The following is a 24,263-nucleotide window of genomic DNA, read 5'->3' on the forward strand; positions in this document are numbered from 1 at the left end:
AACTGTTCAAGGTGTTTTTGCCGCTATTCGCTGTTTTTGTATTCAAAGTTAATCCACTTGCTAACTATGTTCGTTATTAAGCTTATCGACCTTGTTCCATAGCCGCTGGGCTAAGCCTGACGCACGTTGGGTTAACCGTGAACTCGCCTGTTCAAATACACGTTGGCTACCTAGGCAGGTGAAGTGGTGCTTAGCCCTCGTAATCGCCGTATAGACCAGCTCTTTTGACAACAATTGCTGTTGTGCCAAACTGGGCTTTATTGGCAATACTAAAGATACATGGCTAAATTCGCTGCCCTGACTCTTATGCACTGTCATGGCAAAGCAGGTCTCATGGCTAGGCAACCGGGCAGGAAGCACCTTTAACAAACCACCATCGGCTTGAATGAAGTGTGCCATTAACCGTTTTGACTCACTCATGTCATCGGGCAGTATGAGGCCGATATCTCCATTAAACAGTCCGAGGTTGTAGTCATTACTTTGGATAATTACCGGTCTGCCCGCGTAAAACTCCTGCTCTGGATTGATGAGATCTTTGTCGGCAAGACTGCGGGTGACACCTTGGTTAATGCCGTCGACGCCGTATTCTCCGGCGCGCATGGCACACAAAATTCGGTATTGATTAAAGTTCTCGATAATATCAGCGGCGCTAACACCGTTTGTACCAATAGCGCTAAGGTAAGCACTGTATTGTGTGACAGATTGATTGAGTAGCGCCTCTAAGCCATGGTTGGTAATGCCATTATTTATATTCGTGTGTTCTATCCAAAGTAGCTCTTCATAACCTGTCTGCCAGACATCGGCAATGCGTGTTAGGTTCGCTTGATTGACCGCGCTAGCCAGTTGGCCAATACCGGCATCTCCCTGAAAGCGATGGCTATGCATTAGCATACAAAGGCTATCACCAATTTGTGGATTATCACTGACCAAATGGGTTAACGGGTAACCTGTCAATTGACTTAATCGCTGCGCTTGTGGCGCCGAATAGCGCATCTGCCAGCCACTTGCCCCATTGTCTAAGCTGACTTTTAATCCACTACAGATATCGGCAAGTACAGCACCTGCTTCGACTGAGGCCAATTGATCCTGATCGCCCAACAAAATAATGCTGGCATGGGCGGGTAAAGCGGTCAGTAATTTGTGCATCATCGGCAGATCGACCATAGATGCTTCATCGATAATCAATAGGTCGAGTCTTAATGGGTTGTCTTTATGGTGTCTAAACTGGTGAGAATTGGGGATAACCCCGAGTAATCGATGCAGGGTGGCAGCGTCTTCTGGAATGCGCCCCATGGTTCGCTTTATATCATCGGCAGGCAGATGCTGTAACTCACTCGCTAGTCGCTGTTTTGACGCCTTAATGGACTCACTTAAACGCGCAGCAGCTTTTCCGGTGGGAGCCACAAGGCGAATGGTGAGCTCCGTTTGTGAGGTTAACAAATACAATAACTTAGTTACTGTGGTTGTTTTACCTGTGCCGGGACCGCCAGTGATAACGGCAAGTTTTTGGGTTAACGCGGTTGCAGTGGATATTTTTTGCCAATCGTATTGCTGTTCACTCGGAGGAAATAAACTTTCCAGTAACGATTTAGCATGAGTTAGCTGTGCGTCATCTGTTGAGCCATTGAGTGCTGGAGCATGGGCCAATCGTATTAGGTGCTCGGCAACTTCGCACTCAAAGTGGTAATAGCGCTGCAGATACAGGTTGCCTTGGTCCAAAATTAACGGTTTTAATTGATCATCATCGGTAGTGCCGACAGCATCAAAACGTAATAACTCGGCGGTTAAGGCCGCGACACTTAAGTTAATCTGACATTGGCTATTCTTTTCTTTTACTGGATTGCTAAAATCAAGCTGGCTCAGCGGCAAACAGCTATGTTGGCTCGATAGATTTTGACTCAGTAGGGCACAAATGAGCAGGAAAAGGGGCGATTTCTCTTGATGCAGTTGCGCCATCTGTAACGCAAAATGCCTATCAAGAGAGGTCAGTAACCGTTCGTTTTGCCACTGTTTTAATAAGGTATCTATGGATTGAGTCGTGGTTATCATGAGTTAGCCTCCACTGTTACTGTGTGTTGTTGATTGTTATTAGTACCGAATAACAGATCAAGCTTCTCAATCAGCTCTTTAGGTGGCTTATCGTAGAACACCCCCGATTGAGGCTCACTCACAGACATCCCTCGTAAGAACAGGTAGAAACAACCACCGATATGTAGGTCGTAATCGTAATTGGCCATTCTAAGGCCCAAATAGCGGTGCAGCGCTAAGGTATAGATGATGTACTGCAGATCATAACGGTGACTGCGAATAGCACTCTTCATGTTGTTGTAGTGGTAAACATTGAGGCTATCACCCAGATGGTTAGACTTATAATCGGCAATAAAATATTGCTGGTTATGCTCGAAGGTTAAATCGATAAAGCCCTTGAGCATGCCTTGCAGATCATCGAAGACTAAGCCGCCGCTATAGCCAAAATCGGCTAGCAATTGATTCAACTTACTGGCGTTTAGCTGAGTGATCGGTAGGTAAAACTCCATTTCAACTAATTTCTGCTGTTCTGTTAGTTGCGCAAGAGACAATGAGTTATCGGTGGCTAGCGGCGCATGTAGCAGGTCCATGTACCAGTCTTTTAACACCTCCGTCCACTGCTCTTCAATGCCATATTTGCTCATAGCATTGGGTAACTGCTCATCTAAGTCTGGACTGGCGTTAGTGAAATCAATGAGTTCTAGCACTAAGTGCATAAAGCTACCGGCATTAGCGCCGCGTTCGAAAGTAAAACGTGAGGCTTGTGTGTCGACTTCATCGATGATGATATCGACTTCGGGGAACTGTTCATCATCGGCGCCAGGCTGCACCTTTTCATGGGCAAGATGTTTGACTAACCCTGAGTAACTGCCGACTCGCCAAGGCGTTTGCGCTGGGCGTTTAAGCGGCTTGGGGGCTAGTTCTACTGGCTCGTCCGTGTTGTTTGGAAGCTGTAAATAGTCAATCGACAAAGCCGTTGAACCCGCAGGTGTCAGCTCAGTAAGGCTAATGGCGCTGAGATCACTTTGCGCCAGCAGCAGTGCCTTGCTTTTTAACTCGCTGTACTCGCATATTTTTTCTTCGATACCAAGAAGGTAACCAATGGCCGTCTCGTTCAACTGGCTTGTCATGCCTTTGCTTTTTGTTAAACGACTATGGTTGGCAATGTACAGGTAACATTTAAGCACGGGTCTTGTGAGCGCCACGTACAGTAAACGTAAGTCTTCCGCTAAGGTTTCACGTTTTTGCCGCTGCCATCCTTCATCGGATTGTTCGATATCCCAGACTAATTTATTGTGTTCGTGATAGAGCATAGGAGCGGGACGCTTGCTGCTTCCTCGGCTTAAGCTCACAAATGGAATAAAACAGATAGGGTATTCAAGGCCCTTACTCTTATGGATGGTAACAATTTGCACTAGGTTTTGCTCACTGGCGAGCTTCAGTTGTGATTCTTCATTGGCTTGATTACCAATAAGCGCCTGCTCAAACCAGTTGATCAAGGCGCTCATACCATCGAGTTCGGTGGCTTTTTGCTGCAGCAGTTCACCAAGGTGCCTAAAATCGGTCAAACGGCGTTCACCGTCACTGTTTATGAGTAGTCGCTCAATGACTTTGGCTTGGCCAGCAAGATTGAGCAATGCAGGCATAATGCCGCGCTTGAGCCATTGTTGTTGCAGTACAGCAAATTGTTCCAGCAGCACTTGGCGCTTATCTTCATCTTGGTTAAAGGCATGGATCTCTGCTGCGCTATAACCCAGTAGTGAGGTTGCTAGGGCGCTTCGCAGTGCTCGCTCATCTTTAGGATCGGCCATGGCGTACAATATCAGCAGCATTTCACGGGCTTCAATGGTGTCAAAAACGCTGTCACGACTTAAAAATACCGAGCCGACCTGTCGCTGTTCTAGTGCCTGCTTAATCACATTGGCTTCGTGTCGGTCACGCACTAACACGGCAATGTCTCTCGCTTTTAGCGGCATATCTGCAATGGCACACAAGCCTTGCTGCGCTTCGGTAAGCAAGCGGGTGATCTCATCGGCGACATCACTGGCAAGTAGTTGCCTGGCGGTGGTTTTGTTTAAGCCTTTTTCAGGATCTTCACTTAAAATTCTCAGCCTGAGTGCGCTTGTGTCTGTTTTAGACTCTTGCAGTACTTTTTTATCTGCAAAGCTGGCAGCTTTTACCGGTTCAAACGGGATAGAGCTGCTGATAAAAGGGTCGTCTCGATGCTCAAAAATGCAGTTAACGGCGTCGACCATCTGCTTATTGGAACGGTAATTAGTATCGAGATTATAGTGCTTAGCTGTTTGTTCTCTGGCGTGAATGTAGGTGTGGATATCTGCACCACGAAACGCATAAACGGCTTGCTTGGGATCACCAATCATTAGCAAGCTTAACTCATCTTTTTCTTCTTGTGGCAGTTGCTTTGCTGATTGTGGCTCTAGCGCTGTTTGAGACACTGTTGTTGGCTCTGTAGGAAGCACCGCTGTCGGTTGATAGATCTGACTGAAAATTTCAAACTGCAATGGATCGGTGTCTTGGAACTCATCAATAAGCGCCACCGGAAAACGTTTTGCAATTGACGTTGCAAGAAATTGCTGCTGCGAGGTGGTTAACGCCTTTGCCAATGTCAGCAACAGGTCGTCTGGCGTCAGCAAATTACGTTCTGACTTTTGCTGGGCAAAACGCTTAGCGATACCTTCTCTGGCGCTATAGAGAAAGCTCGGGATCAGTTCAGCAATAAGACCCGCTAACCGTTCAATATGGGCCAAAATGGGCGCTTGGTCAGCACTTGGGATCTCACCGCCTTTATTTAATTTAAGGCCATTAAGCGATAGCGCTTCTAGGACTTTTAAGGGTGGTAAGCCAGTGCCGAAAGCGACCCAGTTGTCAAGAGTATCTAGCATCACGGCAAGTTTAGGATAAGCATCGGCTTTTTTACCGAAGCGTACGCCGCTCAGTGGCAAAGCATGTAGTAGCGCTTCTGTTTGCTCTCGCTCTCGTGGCCAAGTGAGTTTTAAACGACTTAAACTTTGTAATAAGTCGGCTTCTACTTTATCAAAGGCTGTAGGTAAGGGATGGGCTATGGCGCTACTCGCACCCAGCAGTGGCCTTAGTTGACGAGAAAGTTCATCTGGGTTGGCGAACTTCTTTTGGATAACGGCGGCTAGGCTTTCATCCAGCGGATAACATTTTTCTCGCCAAAAATCGCGCACTGCATGATGGAGGAATTCACTATCATCTAAGGTGAATTCTGACTCAAACAACAGTGAAGATTCAAACGCCATATCAGCCAAAATACGCTGGCAAAATCCATGAATAGTGTAGATCGCGGCTTCATCAAGTGATTTTAATGCCAAATCTAGCCGTTTTCGGGCAATAGCTTTGTCGTCATCAGATGTTGCAGCATACAACTGGGTGATGAGCTTGTCATCAACGCTCAAACCGATAAAGCATCGATAGGCCAATTGGATTTTTTTGCGTATACGGTCTCTGAGTTCGCCCGTTGCCGCATTGGTGAAGGTCACCACTAGAATTTGCTCACAAGTCAGTGCATGGTCAATACCATGACCGAGTAACAATCGAACGTAAAGACCTGCAATAGTGTAGGTTTTACCGGTACCGGCACTGGCTTCAATCAACCTGCTGCCACCAAAGGGGAGTGTGAGGGTATCAAGTGGCTCAGTGATAATACTTTCGGTAATAATTTGGGCATTAAGAGTAGTCTCTGTTTCATGCTGGTCCATATTATCCCTCCTCACTTAGGTTGGTCTTAGTCTTAGTCTTAGAATTTGAATTTTCACTCTCTATCCCAGCTTCTACGTAAGTGGTTAATTCACTTAACTTACCCTTGTGATATAAGCTGAGTAGTGGCGACAATAATGAATGCGCAATATATGCAAAATTCGTCTCAGTAAAGTCCTCTGGGAATTGATATAAACGCTGAAAATGCGGTTCCATTCCTTCTCCCAATTGGCTTTGTTCATCAAGCCACTGCGATTGCGCTTCGCGTAATTTTTGCAGGTGATCACCCTCGGCTTCAACATAAGCCAATGCGGTGCGTGGCATAAACATCAGTGGCTGCAGTTGACCTTGCTTAAAGTAGCCTAACCATTGAGTTAATTGGCTAGTGGCTTGCGCTGGTGTAATGGGTGTAAAAACATGGAAATGACCAATATCGACTAAGTAACTATTAATGGGCTGGTTTAACCTTGTGATATCGGTTTTACCTTTCATCGCACACAGACAAAGATGACGTAAATACACCCGTATTAAGTCGCGGCCATTGGCAGTTCCAGGCCGATAATTGACTAGGCCTTTGGCACTTAAATCATCTATTCGGCCCACCAGTTTGAGGGGCTGAGCTGCCTGTTGAGATGATTTATTATCCAAATTTGCGCCAGGCTGCAACTCTATGGCAATGTCAACAGACTGACTAAACTCACCTTTTAGATATAAGCTGCGGCCTATAAGTGGGGTGATATCATGTAAATACTGCCCTAAGAGCAGATCATCAAAGGGCTTAAGGGGGATGTTGCCTTGTGCTTTTAAGCGTTCAAGTAACACTTCATCTGGGGTTTCAGTTTGACTCTCAATGGCATGGCTAATTAACGTCGATTGTAATTTGTAGCGCTCTAATGCGTTTAAACTAAAGGGTTCATCGTTATCATCGGCGCGGATCTCAATCGACAGATCTACTTTTAAGGTTCGGTTGAAAAAATACTGCGCGGGATTGCGGAAAAATCGGATCAGGGCTGATAGCTCAATCTCCTCGATATCGTCACTCGTTACCTCCATCGTGCTTACTAGCGGTTGGTTGAAGTTAATAAAACCGTTAGCGCTGCTGTTAAGCTTTTCACTTTTGCCTTCACTGCTCTGTGCGCTATTAGCTTGATTCATCGCCGCGGGGCACCACTGGGCACTATAACTTTGTTGTATAGATTGCGAGCCTAAGTCTTGATTGGGTTGATAGAGGCGTTCATCAAAAGGCTGTAGCGGTTGTTTGCAGATTAACTGCTGTTCGATGGTTTTCTCGATTTGCTCAACCAATTTATCCGCGGCCTGATTGTCTTCATTAAGAATATTGTCGTCATTATGATTAGTGTCCCATCCCTCAGATGCCAACGCCAGTGGCAGATAGACCAACTGACAATACTCAACCAGCTCAGAGACCAACATCGATGGGATCCGCACCGAATCATCTCGCTCACTATTACCGATGTAGCTGATATAGAGCTGCTCTCTGGCGGACAATATGGCTTCCAAGAACAGGTATCTGTCGTCCAATCGACGAGAGCGGTCACCTTTGCGAGGCCCCATTTGTGCCACTAAGTCAAACCCTACCGGATGCTGTACCCGGGGGTACACACCGTCATTCATCCCGAGTAAACAAACGACTTTAAAGGGAATAGATCGCATTGGCATCAAGGTACAAAAGTTGATACTACCTGCAAGGTAGCGCTGACCGACACGAGACTCTGATAGTCGACTGTTAAACCAATTTTGTAATACTTCTATCGGCAGCGGCGTACTGTGTCCCGATTCAGTTAGCTCCTCGTCGAGTTTAACCAGAGCATCACGGATCTCTTGCAACTGCACCTGTTCGTCATCGTCAACCAGATAGAAAGCAGTTAATAACTGTTCTAATTGGCCGATACGCTCAATTAAGCTGCAGCTGCTCGCTAAGTCTGCATGCACATCATCGAGTGCTTCAATAAAATCGAGCAGTTTACCTAGGGCTTGGGCTGTTTGGCCTTCGATGCCGTTGACGGCGAGTGTTTGCTGGTAAAGCGGCGCATCATCGGCAAAGCTGTAGCCCAAAATAAGCCGTTTAATCCCCAGAGACCAGGCATTTTGTTCAAAAGCTGGCAGTTGATGTTCAACCCGGCTGGTTTCATCGCGACCCCAACGCACGCCTGCTTGCTCTAACCAACGCTTGATAATGGTTAAGTCATCGTCATCGAGTTCAAAACGTCTTAGTACGCTAGGGACCTCTAGAATACTGAGAATATCGGTTAGCCCGAAGCGACTTTGATTGATATTGAGCAGATGTAAAAAACTGGCAATGAGCGGTGATTCTTGTACTGCACCGCGATCCGCTATCGCATAGGAAATATAGTGGCCGCCTTTCTTAGCGCTGAACACCGCATCTATATAGGGCGCGTATGCGGCAACATCGGGCATCATAATCACGATATCTTTAGGCGCTAATGGTTTACCATCATGATCCTTTGAGTTGGATAACATCTCCAGCAGATGATCATGCAAGGTTTCAACTTCGCGCAGTGGACTGTGACAGCTGCGGATGGTGATGGACTGATCGTCTTGTTGTAACAGTCTTCTGCCTTCAAGATTGAGATATAACGCAGCATCTGGGCCTAAGATCTGCCCGCGAGTGCTAAGCTCCAAAATATCATGTTGCACGCCATGTAGCATGCAGTCAGTGCCAGGATCTTGGTAGCAGTCTAGATTAAATGCAGTATGTTCCTCAGGTAACTCCAGCATCAGATCTAATAGTTCGCGGCCCATCTTGCCGTTATTGGCAAGCAGTGGATTACCGACTTCCAGTTTATCTTCCCATTCGATATCGAGCTTGTTTTTGCTAGCATATTGTAGTGCCATACGCGCTCTGAGTCTTGGGTCGACAATGTCGCCCCAATAGTGCTGACAAGGACTCAGATTGAGCATGATGACGTCGATGCGCTTGGCCAAATAATGCAGTACATCCAATGTTTGTGGTGCCATTGAAGAGATCCCAAATACAAACAAGCGCCTTGGCAGCTTATCCATTACGGTGCTTGGGTCATCTAATGCATCAAATAATGCCTGATGTAAATTGGCGCGATGATATTGGCTTTTCTGCAATGTATTAGCGTTAAAATCGATGAGTGCGCGCCACAGTATTGGCTGCCACGCTTGAGCTTCAGCAAGTTTGTCACCTTTTGGGGGTAGGGTGGGCTCATTGGCTTCCCACGCTGCTATCCAATCGGGGCGATAAACGAGGTATTGGTCGAAGATATCCGCAATTTGGCCACAAAGCTGATACAGCTTAAGTGGACTGGGTTCTGCCTGGGGGGCTGAGTCATTATCATTGCTAAGGTTTTCGTTACCATTACTGAGGTAGTTAGCTAAGGGAGTGAAGTCATCTTGGTGGATAAGCGACGGTAACAGCTCCATTAACTTCCATGTCATAGCCGCTTTAGTAAAGGCATTCTCTTTTGGCACATCATCGAGCAAGGTATGGCAAAGCTGCCAGATAAAACTTGACGGTAGGGGAAATTCAAGACCCGCGGCAATGTTATTTTGCCGCGCGATTTCTAGTCGTAACCATGTCGACATGCCCGGACTTTGCACCAGTATGTGTTCTGGCATCAGTAATGGACTGTCTGGCAGTGGCTGGGTTAACTCTGCAGCTAATAACTGCGACAGGGCTTCCATTTGGTTGGATTGGACTAGATATAGCATGGCGTTCCTTTGACAAAAATGCGCATATTTAAGCGGATCCTTACTCGAATTTATCCATTCTATGTGTTTGTTTTATTAAGTGCCAATCTCTGTTTGATGATATTAATCCTTAGCCATCTTGATTGATTAATAAGTAACCTAGATATGCGTTTAAGTGCAGCTTTTGATAATGGTTGATATTGAATCGCGACGTAATAGCGTGTGAGTTTGTCAAAGCTCAGTGCAATGGTTGGAAAAGACAGTGCCACGCGCTGATTGTAATGTTCAGGCCCTTCATGGGGTAGCCTAGGCAGTGCTCGCTTAGCGAGTAGATGACACACAGAAAGATAAGCATGGACATGTTTATCTTTAGCGCGAGATAACTTAAATAAACCAGCACTATAAGCAATAGCCAAGCCAATAACCGTCAGGGAGATGAGGATCAGCAGGGCGAGTCTTGTTTGGGTGACTTCTCCTAGCATATCTTGCAATACATCTTGCTGCTTATCGGAATCAAATCCAAGCACCCAGACACTCCAGAGGTAATCGATACCGGCAAACTTAAGCCGCAGCTGATTAAACAGTTCACCAGTGCGGTGGCCTAAATAGCCGAAAGGGCTATCTAATAGGTAACTTTCACTAGGATCAAAGAAGGCATCAAAACCTTGTTCAATTCTATCGGGTGCGATCATGGTGGTAGGGTCATATCGAGTCCAGCCTTTATTGGGTAACCACACTTCTACCCAAGCGTGTGCCATATACTGATAAATACTGTAGTAACCAGCAGCGGCGTTATACTCGCCGCCCTGATAGCCGGAGACTATTCTGGCGGGGATCCCAGTGGCTCTGGCCATGAATGCAAAAGCGCTGGCGTAATGGACGCAAAATCCTGCTTTGTTGTTTAAGAGAAAGTCGTCAATCTGCTCGCGGCCGACGGCGGGAGGCCGTAAGGTGTAGTAATAGGGTTGCTCGGTAAAATAGCGCATCATTGCATCGAGGCGCTCCTGATCCTGAGGGTATTTTTGTTTGAACTGATCAGCAAGTGCAATCGTTTTCGGGTTACTGTCTTTTGGTAGCACTAAGTTAATGGCATGAATCGCTGCAGGCAGTACTGGTTCCATTTTTTGAGCAGGGTAAGATACCAGTTTGTACATTTTTTGCTGTTCTATTGCTTGTCTAGCGTACAGTCTGTGATCCGCGAGCATGACAATACCCCGATCAACACTGGTGGCGACATCAAGGCCAAATAGCCATTGCTGCGAGCTAGGTTCTGCGATAATCGAGTAGGACAGAGAGGGTTGCTTTATGCTCGCTAGGCCCGCTTTAAAATCAACTAAACGCAGGTTTTGTGCAGAGCTTTGCGATAGTGAAGCTGAGCGTTCACTGGCTAGTATTGAACGGCTCTGTGACCACTGCTGACCGTCGTAATCTTCCATTACGATTGCTCGCCAATATAGGTCTCTATTTTCAGGTAAATGTCCATCAGTAAACGTCGCTCTAAAAGCGAGCTCTGCAGAGCGAGTGAGCTCGGTAATATTTGCAAAACTCACGGTATTTGAAAGTCCTGTCTTAGCACCTCCTTGGGTGGGTACCATCCATAATGGAGGCAAACGGGGAATGACTAAAAATAACAAGATGGCTAAGGGAAAGCTTTGCAAGATGATTTTACTGGCTAATTTGGCGGTAAATTGAAAGCGGTCTTCATCATTATAGAGGCTGACAAGTACGCAGGTATTAATCAGTGTCACCAGCATTAAATGTAATGTTGACCACAAAGCTTGCTGCTGAATAAAGGTCAAGGCAATCAGGAAATAGCCTACAAGTACCACGATATGAACATCGCGGCGGTTTCGCATCTCTATGTACTTGAGGGCGTAACCTAATATGAGTAAATTAATGAGCGCAATTAGCGCCCCTATCTGGTTAACGACCATGGTTAAGGTTATTGCTGATGCAATGCCGAGTGATGTGACTAACCAGCGAGGAGGGCGGGCTACTTTGCCAACATAGATCCCCAAACGCCAGATAATGCAGATAATGCAAATAGCCAAAGACCAAAGCGTAATCTGTTGATACAAAGGCGTTATGATGGCAACGTTGGTTATAAGCAGCCACATTAGGGTATGGCGAGATAAGCTAAATTCGCTGGTGGAGTGATTCTTTTTGAGTTTATGCTTACTCATTGGGATTTGCCTGATCTTGACATTTATATAGCGCTAGATGGGTTTGTACATTAACTCTATGCTGCTCACCCAGCGCGGGTTCAATAATCGTTGTCCCTATGCTTAAACCGAATATTTGTTGTTTCTGGCTCAGCTGCTGCGCTTGCCAAGAAAGGTAACTGAGGTTTAGCTCCAGATCGCGACTGTCTGACTCAAGCATTAGCCACAAAGGGGCCCCTTGCGGTTGTTGAAACTCTTTGGTTAACATCCCTCTACCTTGCGCCCATTGTTTCCAAGCAATCTGTTTTAGCGGCTCCCCTCTAACGTACTGTTTAAGCCCCTTGAACTCATCAACACCAGCAACGAATTTACCCAATTCGGAGCTATTATTACTCGATTGTGGGTGACAACTCAGCTGGTGTTGATTCTTAATCGGTTTTGGATAAATCACTTGAGTAATATCCAAGTCAACATGTGACCAAACCCGACACAGGCCCAAAGGGAAGCGAGATTCAACTTTAATTCTGCCAGGTGTTAGAGTGCCGCGCTGTGTTCTGTCCACACACAAATTAGACACCGAGGTGTCGTCAGTGACCTTTTTAACGACCTCACTCCCATGACCGTGGAAATTAAGTTTGATCTCAAAAGCGTTATTGACCGAAGAAAGTAAGATAGGTATATAGCATGGTTGGCCAGCGAAGGTATTAGATTGGGAAACCGTACTGCTTAGGGTGAGTCCAGCAAGGTTTCTATAGCTGTAAATAATGCAGGTATTGAATACACTTACTAGTAAGAAACTGAGGCCCATAACCAAATTGTTTTGATAGTTAGTGCCAAAGATAAACAGCAAAACGATGAGGAGTAACCAGCTGAACCCAAACCCCGTCGGTAGGATGAAAATACTTTTATGGCTTAATGTGACTTTATAGGCCGCAGGGATCCTTCGTGATAACCAGCGGCTAAAACGCATTCGCAGACGCTGCTTTACAGAATTGGATTGACCTTGTTCAATATAATGCTTGATATCACATCACCTTGTAGAGGGTTTGCTTGAGTCATTCGATGTTCAGCAACCAGTGGAAATATGGTTTGCACATCTTCTGGCACCACGTAATTTCGACCGTTGATCATCGCCCATGATTTAGCCGCTTTTAAGATTGCCTTGCTAGCTCGAGGTGATAATCCTGTGCCTTCATTCAATTCACGGGAGACATTAACCAGTGCCAGAATATATTTCAATAAGGAGTCTGAAGCAGTAACAGTATCAACCTTTTGCTGTAGATCAGTTAACGTCATCGCATTTAGGCATTGTGGTAGTACGATGTTATCTGAGTCTTGTCCTTTGAGCATGGCCATCTCGGCATCTGGGCTAGGGTAACCAATAGATAACCGCATCATAAATCGGTCGAGTTGTGATTCTGGTAGCGGAAATGTTCCTGACTGCTCGCTTGGGTTTTGAGTCGCAATCACAAAAAAAGGCGTCGGCAGTGGGTAGGTCTCGCCATCAACGGTGATCTGTTTTTCAGCCATAGCTTCTAAAAGTGAGCTCTGTGTCTTAGGGCTGGCGCGATTTATCTCATCGGCGAGGATCATCTGTTTAAAAATGGGACCGGGATGAAACACAAACTTGGTTTGTTGTTTGTCGAAAATGCTCACCCCGAGAATATCGGCTGGCAGCATGTCACTAGTAAATTGAATACGCTGATAACTCAAGCTCATACTTTGTGCCATAGCCTGTGACAAACTGGTTTTACCCATGCCTGGTTGGTCTTCTATAAGCAGGTGTCCCTTAGCAAAAATGCACGTTAGTGCAAGCATGATTTGCTGCTTTTTACCCAGCAATACTTGCTCGAGTTGATTGACCAAAATAGTCACATTTTCATTGGCCATGAATATCCCTTAATTGATGTTTCAATGAATCGTTGGTACGACATATTCAGCTAGCTAATTGAATTCGATACGCAAGTCATTACTATGGTGGAAAACTGAGCCTCTTTCCACTCTGATAGGATTCGAGGTGTCTAAATTATGACGTTAAAGATAAGTAACTATCTCCAGTTGATGAGGTTTCACGTCTGCTCTAGTCGCCGGCTAACACACCTGAGTTAACATCGGGCTGAGCAAGACGCGCTCCTTGGCATTGATAAATAGTGGCTTGAATAAAAAACCTTGGACTAAATCAACGCCAAGATCCTGTGCAAAGATTAGCTGCTCTTCAGTTTCAACCCCCTCTAAAACAGTCAATTTGTTAGTTTTCTTTGCAAAACTTAAAAGCGCGCTGATGAGGTGATGATACTGAGGGTTTTTTGCCGTTTCTAACCAGTACTTATCAAATTTTAGGCAGCTCACTTGGCTCACTAAATCGATTGAAAGCATGGAGTGGGGCGCACCGACATCATCTAAACCAACGGGAATATCAAATTTTACCAACTGTTTGATAAAATTTGCCGCAAGACGTGCGTCATTGATACAGGTATTCTCAATAATCTCAACGCAGACATTGTCTCTTTGCCGTAGCAAAGACAACATTTCAGTGGCACTAAATTCAATCGCGTGGGGATCAATATTGACGAAGAGCACGCTGTCTTGAGGTGCGTGTGTAAACTGAAACGTTTTAGCGGCCATTTCAACACTGCTGAGTAACTCATGGTGAGCGTGTAACTCTTCGAACACAATATTGGGAGCTATAGCCGTTCCGTCAGGGCAATAAAAACGAGAAAGTGCTTCGTAGCCATAGATCTCTTTTGTGTGAGGATTTAATAGTGGTTGGAACTCAGCGCTTAAAAGTAGTCCTGACAGCTCAAACATAGTCATTTCCTAGCATAGCTCTTTCGTGTGGAATGATAATGATTAACACTATCACATATTGAGTTAAACGAAATAGTTATTACACTTAAGTGACTTATTTATAGGTATTTATGGATTAGTTAAAAGATTATTTAAGCAAGGGCTAATTAATGTTCCGCTAGGTTCCTCAATACTAAAGTACTAGCCTATAAAACCAATAAGTGTGCTCTTTGTCCATGACTGAACCGCTGTGTTTGAAGCATAAGGATCGCCGCTCATATCTAACTAACTAAGCACTCTTGGCAATCAATGACTAAATTTAGTAAGCGTATATTAGCTCATCTTTGGAAAGCAACTCTGGCGTTTTACCCTGCTTAACTTGATAGATAATTCGATAACTTAACACCGCTTGCACATACTCTCTTGTTTCAGTGAACGGCATGGACTCAATAAAACTCATTGCATCGAGCTGTGCATCACTCTTTTTAAGCCAGCTCTTTACCCTATGGGGACCCGCGTTATAGGATGCTGTCGCTAAAACTCTATTATGATCGAACTGTTTAAGTAAACTGGAATAATAAGCACTGCCCAAAGCGATATTGAGTTTTTCATCGTACAGGCTGCGCTTTCCTCGATAGTTAAGCTTGGCTCTTTTGGCGGTTTGTTTAGCCGTCGCTGGCATTAGCTGCATGTAACCTCTAGCACCCACTCCTGAGGTCGCATTGGGGTAATAAGCACTTTCACGCCTTGCAATGGCGCGTATTTCATCAATATCAACGTGATACTTTTTACTGGCACCGGTAAAAGAGGTTTGAGCGGCATAGGGGAAACGCATCTCCATGTCATTCCATAATTTGGCCTGAATACTCGCCTGCACCCCTAAGCTGTGCCATTTTTGTGTCATAGCATATACGGCGTACTCTTTTTGCATGGCTTTATCATATCGATTTAATAACATAACCCATTCGGCGCGTGCATCTGACTGTTTATCTAACGCCAATAACTCAGTGACACGGCCAAGCCCCTTATCTGCGCCGATTTGGCGTTGGCGTTCAGTAACACTAAGCGTTGCTTTATGCTGGATCTGAAAGGGGACATCAATGGCATTAGCGGCTAAAAAGCCGTAAAAGTTACGTTGTTGGCTAAGCGCTGTGAATAACGCTTTTGCTTGCTGCTGGTTTTGCTTATCGTCACTACTTTGTAAAATATTTGCCCGCCAGTATGTCCAGCGGGCAGTATTTTGTTTCTCTTTACTGAGCAAAGGAACGAAATGTTCAAACTGAGCGCGCTCGTTAGTTCGCAGCGCCCAGCGAAGTCGCATCTCTACTAAATCGTCACGATCAAGTAGCGGCAACATAGTATCGACAAAGCTTTTTAACGCTTCAGTTTGGTAAATCAATGCTCTTCGAACGAGGTAGCGGCTTAGTTGCCGTCCTTTATACTCGCTAAAGCGGTCCGCCTTTTGGTATTTAGCAAATAATTTAACGGCTTGTTTCAGATCTTTTTTAGCTAATCGCCTAATGCCACTATCGACAATAGCGCCATTTATCTTGGCTTTACTACTGTATCTTGAGGTATGACGCAGACTACGAGGATCTTTGTATACAGTGACTAACCGTTCAGCGGCTTGTTTATTGGTGGTGATTTTTCTAGATAGATAGCTTAACAGGCCATATTGACCCTGTTCAAAACTTAATAGCATTCTAGACCAGATCATCTCTTGGGTTTGCAAGCCGGATTTTTTCCACTCACTGAACAGTGGGTCACACTCTTTTGGACGTGAACGGCCATAAAGCCACAGTTCGCTTGCCCCCTTGTAAGCGAGCTGTTTATCACCTTTCTGCAGTTGAGCACGAAAGAAATAGCACTGTAATGAGACGTTGTTAGGTCTTAGGGGACTTACCGCGAGAAAATCATTCCAACGCTTTTGTTTTCCGCTGCGGATTAGATAGCGGTAACGCGCAGTGTTATACAAAGGGCTACCGTCAAACTGCTGAAAAGAGCCTGCGGCTTTGCTTCCGGGCTCTGTCAATATAGACTCGATATTGTTGTGAAAATCCAAATAAATTGCTAAAGGGTAATCACCCAATTGAGAACGTAATTTTTGGTAGGTATTTAGATTTTGTTTATCGAGTGCTTGCTTTGCATCGAGGTAAAGTTGCTGCTCTGGTGTTAATGCCGTTGCAGCTGCAATTGGGGATGAGATGAACGTTATTGCCGCTAGTAAAATGCCACGTAACTGCTTGTGCATCTGTTAAACCCTCTTTCAATGTCCCTATTGGCAGATATGTTGTGTTATTTACTGCGAGATGAGTTCATCATCAGATAAGCTTAGCGCTTTATCCAGCAACTGGGTATCGACTTTTTTACTGGTTTCAACTCCGAGTTGCCGCATCTGGTGAGCTTGGCGGATCACGTTGCCTTTGCCGGAGGCTAACTTGTTCATGGCATTGCTATAATTTTTTTCAGCAGACTCAATAGCGCGGCCGATTTTTTCCATGTCTTCTAGGAAGCCACATAGTTTGTCGTATATTTTCCCCGCCTGCTTTGCTATCAACTGAGCATTTTGATTTTGATACTCATATCGCCAAATATTATTTATGGTTCTTAGTGCCACTAATAAATTTGTGGGGCTAACCAGCATGATGTTACTTTCAAGGGCGTAGTTAACTAGGCTTGGATCATGTTCTAATGCCAGTAAAAACGCAGGTTCCAGAGGAATAAACATCAGCACGTAATCTAAGCTAGTTAAGCCATGAAGTTTTTGATAATCCTTGTGGCTTAAGCCCTTAATATGAGCCCTAACGGATACGACGTGCTCTTTAATTGCTTGAGCACGAACAGCATCGTCGTCACTGTTAAAATAGCGCTCATAGGCAAGAAGTGACATCTTGGCGTCGATAACAACGTCTTTGTTTTCTGGCAGGTGGACAACGACATCTGGCTTGAAGCGTTTACCATCGTCATTTTTTAGATCCGCTTGGGTATCGTATTCATGACCTTCGCGTAATCCACTTTCTTGCAATACTCGCTCTAAAATAACCTCGCCCCAGTTGCCCTGTTGCTTGTTATCTCCCTTTAACGCTCTAGTAAGGTTAATGGCGTCTTGGCTCATCTTGAGATTGAGCTCGGTTAAAGAGTCGAGTTGATGCTTTAACGCGCTGCGCTGACTTTGTTCATGAGAATAAGAGGTTTGTACTTGGAGTCTAAATCCTTCTAGCTGCTGCTTAAAGGGAGCGAGTACGCTGTCGAGTTGTTGGTTATTCTGACTCTGTAGTTTCTCACTTCTCGCTTCAAATATTTTGGTTGCTAGATTTTCAAACTGAGCATTAAGTCTAATTTCGCTATCTTCTAGTAATTGAATTTTGTCGTTAAGTGCTCGCTGCTCTGCATCATAACGTGCAGTCATGGTTTGCGTCATAGCGTTTGATTTAGACAGCGCAAGTTGGGTTTCCATCTGTTTACGCTGATTGTCGCTTAACGCGAGTTCAAGCTCATTGGCTCTTTCTGCTTGTGCTTGTGCTTTTCCGAGTTGTTCTATGCGCTGTTCTAGTTTTTCTTGTAACTGATTTAATTGGTAATCTTTTTGGTGAAGTGATTCTTTTAGCGCTAATATTTCGCCATTAAGTTCAACTTTTGTTTGTGCAATGTCATCTGTAAGCTGTTGTCGAACGTATTCCCATTTAACGCGTGTTTTACGTTGGTTAAACAGGGCACCGATTAGGATAGAAAGAAAGGCGATTGCGATAATGATGATAATTTCAGGTGTAGAAAAAGCGATATTCAAAGGCATGTGAGAAGGCTCTTAACATGGTTGATGAGACGGTAGAGTGGCACGGTGCTTTAAACACTGCAAGCTTAAGCACATTAACTATTAAGTAAGTGCTGCAGACGTAATCAACTGTTAATGAAATGTAATTAATTGAGGTTGACGAAATCTTTTACACGATAGCGCGGTCTGAGTATTTAAGAGTTTTAAATCAACAACTGTAGAGGATAGCGGCCAATGACTATAATTAACAAAGCTGCATGGGATAAATTTAAAGATTGTGATGTAACACCAGAAGAGGTTTACCATGACAGAAGGCGTATTCTCAAGCAGATGGGGTTTGTTGGCGCGGGTGCATTACTTTCTTCACGCGCCAATGCTGGCGTGTTTGATCTGTTTTCAAGTGAGGAGGAGAAGGCTGCATTTGCACGAGTCGCTCTGCCACATGCGAAACAGACTGAATACGACCACCTTCTTTACGGTGAGCAAACACCTGAAAATAAAGTGATATCACATAACAACTTCTATGAATTTGGCACCAGTAAGACAGATCCTGTCGATAATGCTCAGGGTTTAACTGTTAACCCTTGGCAGTTAGTTATCGATGGCGAAGTCGATACCCCGTTAACATTGGATTATGACGATATTTTAAAAATGTTGCCATTAGAGGAGCGGATCTACAATTTTCGATGCGTTGAGGCATGGTCCATGGTGATCCCCTGGGTTGGCTTTTCTTTGGCCAAGTTATTGAAAAAAGCTGGCGTCAAAAGTAATGCTACTCATGTGGCCTTTGAAACGCTTTATGATCCTGAGCAAATGCCTGGGCAGAAGAACCGTTATAGCGGTGGTGGCATAAACTATCCCTATGTTGAAGGGCTAACATTAGCGGAGGCGATGACAGATCTGACCTTTATGTCTGTGGGGTTATATGGCAAAACATTGCCCCCCCAAAATGGCGCGCCAATAAGATTAGTGGTGCCCTGGAAGTATGGTTTCAAAAGCATAAAATCTATCGTTCGAATTCATGTTACCGACAAACAACCTCGATCCTCTTGGAATCTATTAGCTCCTAGTGAATACGGATTTTATGCCAATGTAAATCCACAGGTGGATCATCCTAGATGGTCACAAGCGTCAGAGCGACGCATCGCCGCAGGAGGCCTGTTTTCAGCGAAAAGGATCCCAACACTGCCCTTTAACGGCTATGGTGATCTAGTCTCAGGATTATATGATGGCTTAAACTTAAGAAAAAATTTCTAGCCGGAGGTTTAATGAATAAAAAACAATTAAGATTAACCTCTCGATCGTTGTTTTGGCTTAAGGGGCTAATGCATTGTATTGGCTTGTTACCGATTATCTATTTAGTGTTATTGGTGCTGAATGATAAAGCGGGCGGCGATCCAGTACAGTATATTATCCACTATACGGGAACGGGTGCACTAAACGCATTGGTTGCCACCCTATTGATATCGCCGCTGGCAAAAAAGTTCAAACAAGGATTGTTGTTGCAAACGAGGCGGCTAGTAGGGCTTTATGTATTCGCGTATGCAAGCTTGCATATACTCGCTTTTTTCAGCCTCGACCTATTGTTTGCCTGGGGACTCTTCTTTGAAGAAGTTGTAAAACGTCCTTATATTCTAGTGGGAGCAGCGGGTTATCTGTTGCTAACGGCACTAGCGTTAACCTCGTTTAAAGCGGTGATGCGTAAAATGGGCAAGCGTTGGCAGAAATTACATAATGCTATTTATCTAATAGCGCTGCTTATTCCGGTACATTTTTATTGGTCTGTAAAATCTGAGATTATAGAACCCATACTGTATTTTTTAATTATGGGCTTATTACTGGGCTTAAGGTTGAAACAGACTCGATGGTGGAAACAGTTGTCTATTAAAAATAGCCTAAGAGGACGGCAAATAAATTCACAGCCATAAATCCTTAGGTTAAAATGGGGTTAGCTATTGAAAACACCTAACTCCCTTATAAACATAAAAGGGATGAAAGCTTCATTAAATGTTGCTTAAACATCTATTTTACACTCGAACTACAGCGAACGTAATTACAAATATATTGTATTCGATGAGTACTCTTTCGATGGCCATTCACTGGGATCATAAGACGTTTTCGTGTCTCGCTAGCGCCCATCCGTAGGCGTTTTGAGAACATTGATTGTATGGACCTAGCAACCTCTGGGACTCGACATCAGCATTACTGATTTTCTAATGAATTAGCTTAAAGAACATATCGATATTTTATGAGGCTTGTTGTTGCTTCATTATCTGAATGACATCATCGTAAGAGATATTGAATTGACGAGAAAGATTAATTATTTTTGTTTTATACGTTTGAATACTTTCTTGTTGGGCAAGCAATCTTTTCTCATTATCAACAAGTTCAGTTACAGCTTCTTGTAAAATAAGTAAACGTCTTAAATTAAAATCCAGTGAATCGATACATTTTAACATTTGTTGTTTATTACGAGCTTGCTCAAGATTGCTATTGGTTTTTTTATCATAACCGTATTGGTCTAAGGCAGCGATGGCATTTTCTAAATCTAGATTTTCTTTCATAGGAGTCCGAGGTAAGGAAGATTTACGTGCAAAAGTAGACATTGCTAAAGATTATAGTTTGTAATCTAACTCTGTAAAAGGAAAAACGTCTTTTTTAGTATAAAAAGATAACTATTTACTTGGGTTTAGCTGAATGACCTGTCAATCTAGCAAATATGATTTAATGCTTGTAAAGCAAGGAGCCGCTAATGCTTGATCTATTGCCCGATTTATTTGACTCATACGCAGAACATTTATCGTTACTCCCACCCATGTTCAAATCGTTTGGTAACAAAGACTGTTTTTGGGGCGAAGTCGTCACAGTTAAGTGTTTCAAGGATAATTCGTTAGTCAAAGATGTGCTAGCAAAAGACGGCAAAGGCAAGGTGCTTGTTGTCGATGGGCAAGGGATGACCGACAGTGCGTTACTTGGCGACATGATCGCTAAAAATGCCGAAGAAAACGGTTGGCAAGGCATTGTGATTTTTGGCTGCGTTCGAGATGTGGCCGCGCTAAAGACCATGGATATTGGTATACAAGCTATCGGGGTTAGTCCAGTAAAGACCGTTAAAAAAGGTCTCGGGGAGGTTAATGTTGCAGTAGAAATTTATGGCGTCATTATTTCGCCACACTCATTTGTGTATGCTGATCTCAACGGCATCGCAATATCTAACCAAGCTTTAGATTTATCCGTGCTAAATTAGTCGTAATCGCATTTTGTTATTCAGATGGAATCTGTCATGAAATTTTTAAAATGGTTTTTTGTCGCAATCTTAGCTTTAGTTGCAGCGTTGGTGTTATATATCACCCTAATTTTTGACCCAAATGATTTAAAACCGCAGATTGTTGATGTGGTAAAGCAAAATACCGGTCGTAACTTGACGATCAGCAGTGACCTATCATGGACTTTTTTCCCCAGTCTAGGGATTAAATTAGGCGGGATTACACTTTCAAATCCACAAGGGTTTGAAAACCCTGCGATGGTCTCCGTGAATGAAGTTGTCGCCGAAGTGGCGCTAATGCCATTGTTAAACAAAGAGGTTGTGATATCACAACTAAACTTAGATGGTTTAACGCTGGCGCTGGAAACTCAGAAAGATGGCAGAACGAGTTTTGATGGGCTAACTGGCCAAGCTAGCGACACAGTCCCAGCAAAAAACAGCATTGGCGGAGGATCTAGTGCGACTTTATCAAAGTTGGACATTGGTGGTATCTCTATTACTAATACCCAAATTAGTAATGTCGACCACCAAACTAACACCAAGCAATCTTTATCTTTAAAGTCACTAACACTAGGACGTTTTCAGCTTGATGAGTTCGCTAAGTTACAATATGAACTCACAGCGTCATTGCCGGATCTAAAAGTGGGTAGCAGTGGTGAAGGGCAAATCAGAGTGTCTCAAGATCTACAGCGAGTGACGATTAATGATTTTGTTGTGAGCAATGTAATCACTGGAACAAGTATTCCCAACGGTTCGTTAAAAGCTGACCTTAGGACTTCACTGGAGATGGCGTTAGATAAGCAAACAATGAGTTTGATGTTAGCCAGTTTTAGTGCCGCAGATATTAATGCCTCGGGTCAACTGGATATCGCCTACGGCAAGAAAGTGCCTAAGGTTGTCGCAAAACTTGAGTTTGGCGATATTGATTTAGATCGATTATTGCCAAAACAAGAGCAGGGCGCTGCAAACGCGACCCAAGCAAGTCAGTCTAATACCGCTGCAGTCGAACCTGATTTAACCGCGATGAAGTCGGTTGACTTGGATGTCAGTGTAAAGGTTAAATCAGTAAAAGTAGCCAATGTGAAAACTCAAGACTGGGTATTAAAAATGGTCATGCAGCAAGGCATTGCCAATATCAGCCAGTTATCGGCAAATTTGTATGGTGGCAGTATAAAAGTGTCTGCAAAACTGGATGGCCGCAATAAAGTGGCGCAGTACCAGTTTGACAAACGTCTGAGTGGTGTCGATATTCGTGCTTTATTAATGGATGCTGCTGAAGTCGATATGCTAGACGGTACGGCTAACTTTAATGTTACCGGTAAGGGTAAGAGCTTACTGCCGGATAATCTTAAAAAGAACCTACGTGCCAATGGGCAATTTGAAATTGCTGATGGCGCGATTCACGGCGTTAATATTCCGCAAATGATTAGAGACGCCAAAGCGAAACTTAGCGGCGATATGTCATCGAGTAACTCTACTGAGCAGAAGACAGATTTCACCAGTATGACCGGCTCATTCAAGGTGGCCAAAGGGGTTGTCTTAAATCCCGATCTAAACATGGCGTCACCTCTTATACGTCTGACTGGAGCTGGGACTGCCAATGTCATCAACGAAGCGTTAGATTACAAATTAACCACCTCCGTAGTGGGATCTCTTGAAGGTCAGGGCGGTAATGAACGTGACGCGTTATACGGCGTTGAGATCCCATTTGTGATTAGCGGCACAATGTCCGAGCCTAATTTTGCGTTGGATACCAAAGCCTTGTTAGATTCTAAGTTAAAAGATGAAACCAATAAGCTTAAAGACAGCTTGTTTAAGAAATTCGGAGGATTTTGATGTTATATAAAGCAGGATTAGGTCTAGTGGTATTAAGTGCTTTAGGGTGCTCGCAAGGCATCGACACAAGTGCAGTTGAGAACGCTGATATGACAAAATCAAATAACAGTAGTGCTAAAGTAACACCTGTCATTGTTACGCCTGCAGATAAGAGTGATGTAAAGGCTAAACTAAGCCAACAGGGCTTGTTTGATGCTAAATTGATTGTTGAGCAAACAGCAGCGCAGCCAATGAAGGTGACTTTGCAATACACCAACAATCAATCTCATGGCGTACCCTTGATGTTTAACTCTGGTATGACGGCTGATCTATGGCTAATGGATGCCACTGGCAACAAAGTGTGGGCTTGGTCCAATGAAATGATGTTTACCCAAGCCATACGTGAAACAGTAATGCCTGCAGGTAAAACTCAAAACGTCAAATTCAGCATAGCTGCTGATGTGGCGTCCTCAGTAGGTAAAGGTTATTACTTAAAGGCCATATTTGCAGGGCGAGCAACTGAATCAAAAACGCCTGCAATGGCAACGGTACTTTATAAGTTTTAACTGAGTTTGAAACGAAAACCGGGCCAGCAGGCTTAGATTGAACATGCCGATAAACTCTAAGTTTATCGGCATTTTTATACGCTTTAACTCGCTGTTAATCAAGTCTAAAAGAGTACGGTTGTCGGTAGACAATAAAGATTAATAATTGACATTAAAGTTTGTCATTTTTATCGGTCTAAACGCGAGTCGGTAGATGGATACTGGCTCATTACTGCCCCAAAACAACTTAGCGCTAATTCAATTCGTCACTCCAGTAACGCTTCTGGACTGGAGTCTAGCGACCTTTGCTTTGTATTTGGAGTAAGGATCAACGATCTGCAGCCAATGCGCTAGTGTCTTTGCAAGCCGCCGTAAAATCTTCCCTGATGGCTCTGCTAAATCATCCCTGATTTAGAAGCTTGCACGCCACTCAGCGCACAAGCTGCTAG

General features: G+C 44.2%; 15 protein-coding genes. 5 read left to right on the forward strand and 10 right to left on the reverse strand.

From position 1 onward, the window contains the following. Nucleotides 1-60: 60 nt before the first annotated feature. From recD to rmuC, 9 genes are all read right to left on the reverse strand, one after another. Nucleotides 61-2,049, reverse strand: a complete 1,989-nt coding sequence (gene recD / locus L2755_RS00600) for an exodeoxyribonuclease V subunit alpha (RefSeq protein WP_248978801.1) — start codon at nt 2,047-2,049, stop codon at nt 61-63. After that, the gene (gene recB, locus L2755_RS00605) at nt 2,046-5,771 is read right to left on the reverse strand and encodes an exodeoxyribonuclease V subunit beta (RefSeq protein ID WP_248978802.1); all 3,726 of its coding nucleotides are present in this window, start codon (nt 5,769-5,771) and stop codon (nt 2,046-2,048) included. The genes recD and recB overlap by 4 nt, the downstream gene beginning before the upstream one ends. A gap of 1 nt (nt 5,772) precedes the next feature. Further along, a complete protein-coding gene (recC, locus tag L2755_RS00610; protein ID WP_248978803.1) occupies nt 5,773-9,489 on the reverse strand; it encodes an exodeoxyribonuclease V subunit gamma in 3,717 nt (1,238 codons plus the stop codon). 59 nt (nt 9,490-9,548) lie between these two features. Next, nucleotides 9,549-11,651, reverse strand: a complete 2,103-nt coding sequence (locus tag L2755_RS00615; protein ID WP_248978804.1) for a transglutaminase TgpA family protein — start codon at nt 11,649-11,651, stop codon at nt 9,549-9,551. Next, complete coding sequence (locus L2755_RS00620; RefSeq protein ID WP_248978805.1) at nt 11,644-12,600, reverse strand: DUF58 domain-containing protein; 957 nt, start codon at nt 12,598-12,600, stop codon at nt 11,644-11,646. Before L2755_RS00620 ends, L2755_RS00615 begins: the two co-directional genes overlap by 8 nt. 14 nt (nt 12,601-12,614) lie before the next feature. Further along, entirely contained in the window at nt 12,615-13,520 is a 906-nt protein-coding gene (locus L2755_RS00625; RefSeq protein WP_248978806.1) for an AAA family ATPase, read from the reverse strand. Between the two features lie 201 nt (nt 13,521-13,721). Beyond that, nucleotides 13,722-14,438 carry an EAL domain-containing protein gene (locus L2755_RS00630; protein WP_248978807.1) on the reverse strand — a complete coding sequence of 239 codons (717 nt, stop codon included), beginning with the start codon at nt 14,436-14,438 and terminating at the stop codon, nt 13,722-13,724. Nucleotides 14,439-14,736: 298 nt separating this feature from the next. Next, nucleotides 14,737-16,668, reverse strand: a complete 1,932-nt coding sequence (locus tag L2755_RS00635; protein ID WP_248978808.1) for a transglycosylase SLT domain-containing protein — start codon at nt 16,666-16,668, stop codon at nt 14,737-14,739. Between the two features lie 48 nt (nt 16,669-16,716). Next, nucleotides 16,717-18,210, reverse strand: coding sequence for a DNA recombination protein RmuC (rmuC, locus tag L2755_RS00640; protein ID WP_248978809.1), 1,494 nt, complete (start codon nt 18,208-18,210; stop codon nt 16,717-16,719). A gap of 213 nt (nt 18,211-18,423) precedes the next feature. Between rmuC and msrP the strand changes: the two genes are divergently transcribed. Then, on the forward strand, nt 18,424-19,446 hold the full coding sequence (gene msrP, locus L2755_RS00645; RefSeq protein ID WP_248978810.1) for a protein-methionine-sulfoxide reductase catalytic subunit MsrP: 1,023 nt from the start codon (nt 18,424-18,426) through the stop codon (nt 19,444-19,446). A gap of 11 nt (nt 19,447-19,457) precedes the next feature. Beyond that, nucleotides 19,458-20,117 (forward strand): protein-methionine-sulfoxide reductase heme-binding subunit MsrQ, encoded by a 660-nt coding sequence (gene msrQ / locus L2755_RS00650; RefSeq protein ID WP_248978811.1) that lies wholly within the window; start codon nt 19,458-19,460, stop codon nt 20,115-20,117. A gap of 318 nt (nt 20,118-20,435) precedes the next feature. On the opposite strand, the gene L2755_RS00655 is transcribed toward msrQ, so the two are convergent. Beyond that, on the reverse strand, nt 20,436-20,753 hold the full coding sequence (locus L2755_RS00655; RefSeq protein WP_248978812.1) for a hypothetical protein: 318 nt from the start codon (nt 20,751-20,753) through the stop codon (nt 20,436-20,438). A gap of 188 nt (nt 20,754-20,941) precedes the next feature. Here L2755_RS00655 and L2755_RS00660 point away from each other — a divergent pair, with 188 nt between their 5' ends. From L2755_RS00660 to L2755_RS00670, 3 genes are read left to right on the forward strand one after another with little or no spacing between them, the layout of a single operon-like run. Then, nucleotides 20,942-21,436, forward strand: a complete 495-nt coding sequence (locus L2755_RS00660) for a putative 4-hydroxy-4-methyl-2-oxoglutarate aldolase (protein ID WP_248978813.1) — start codon at nt 20,942-20,944, stop codon at nt 21,434-21,436. A 36-nt stretch (nt 21,437-21,472) separates the two neighbouring features. Beyond that, entirely contained in the window at nt 21,473-23,290 is a 1,818-nt protein-coding gene (locus L2755_RS00665; RefSeq protein ID WP_248978814.1) for an AsmA family protein, read from the forward strand. Continuing rightward, nucleotides 23,290-23,835, forward strand: coding sequence for a BsuPI-related putative proteinase inhibitor (locus tag L2755_RS00670; RefSeq protein ID WP_248978815.1), 546 nt, complete (start codon nt 23,290-23,292; stop codon nt 23,833-23,835). Before L2755_RS00665 ends, L2755_RS00670 begins: the two co-directional genes overlap by 1 nt. Nucleotides 23,836-24,263 lie beyond the last annotated feature (428 nt).

The sequence above is a fragment of the Shewanella abyssi genome (assembly GCF_023284025.1).
Classification (GTDB): domain Bacteria; phylum Pseudomonadota; class Gammaproteobacteria; order Enterobacterales; family Shewanellaceae; genus Shewanella; species Shewanella abyssi.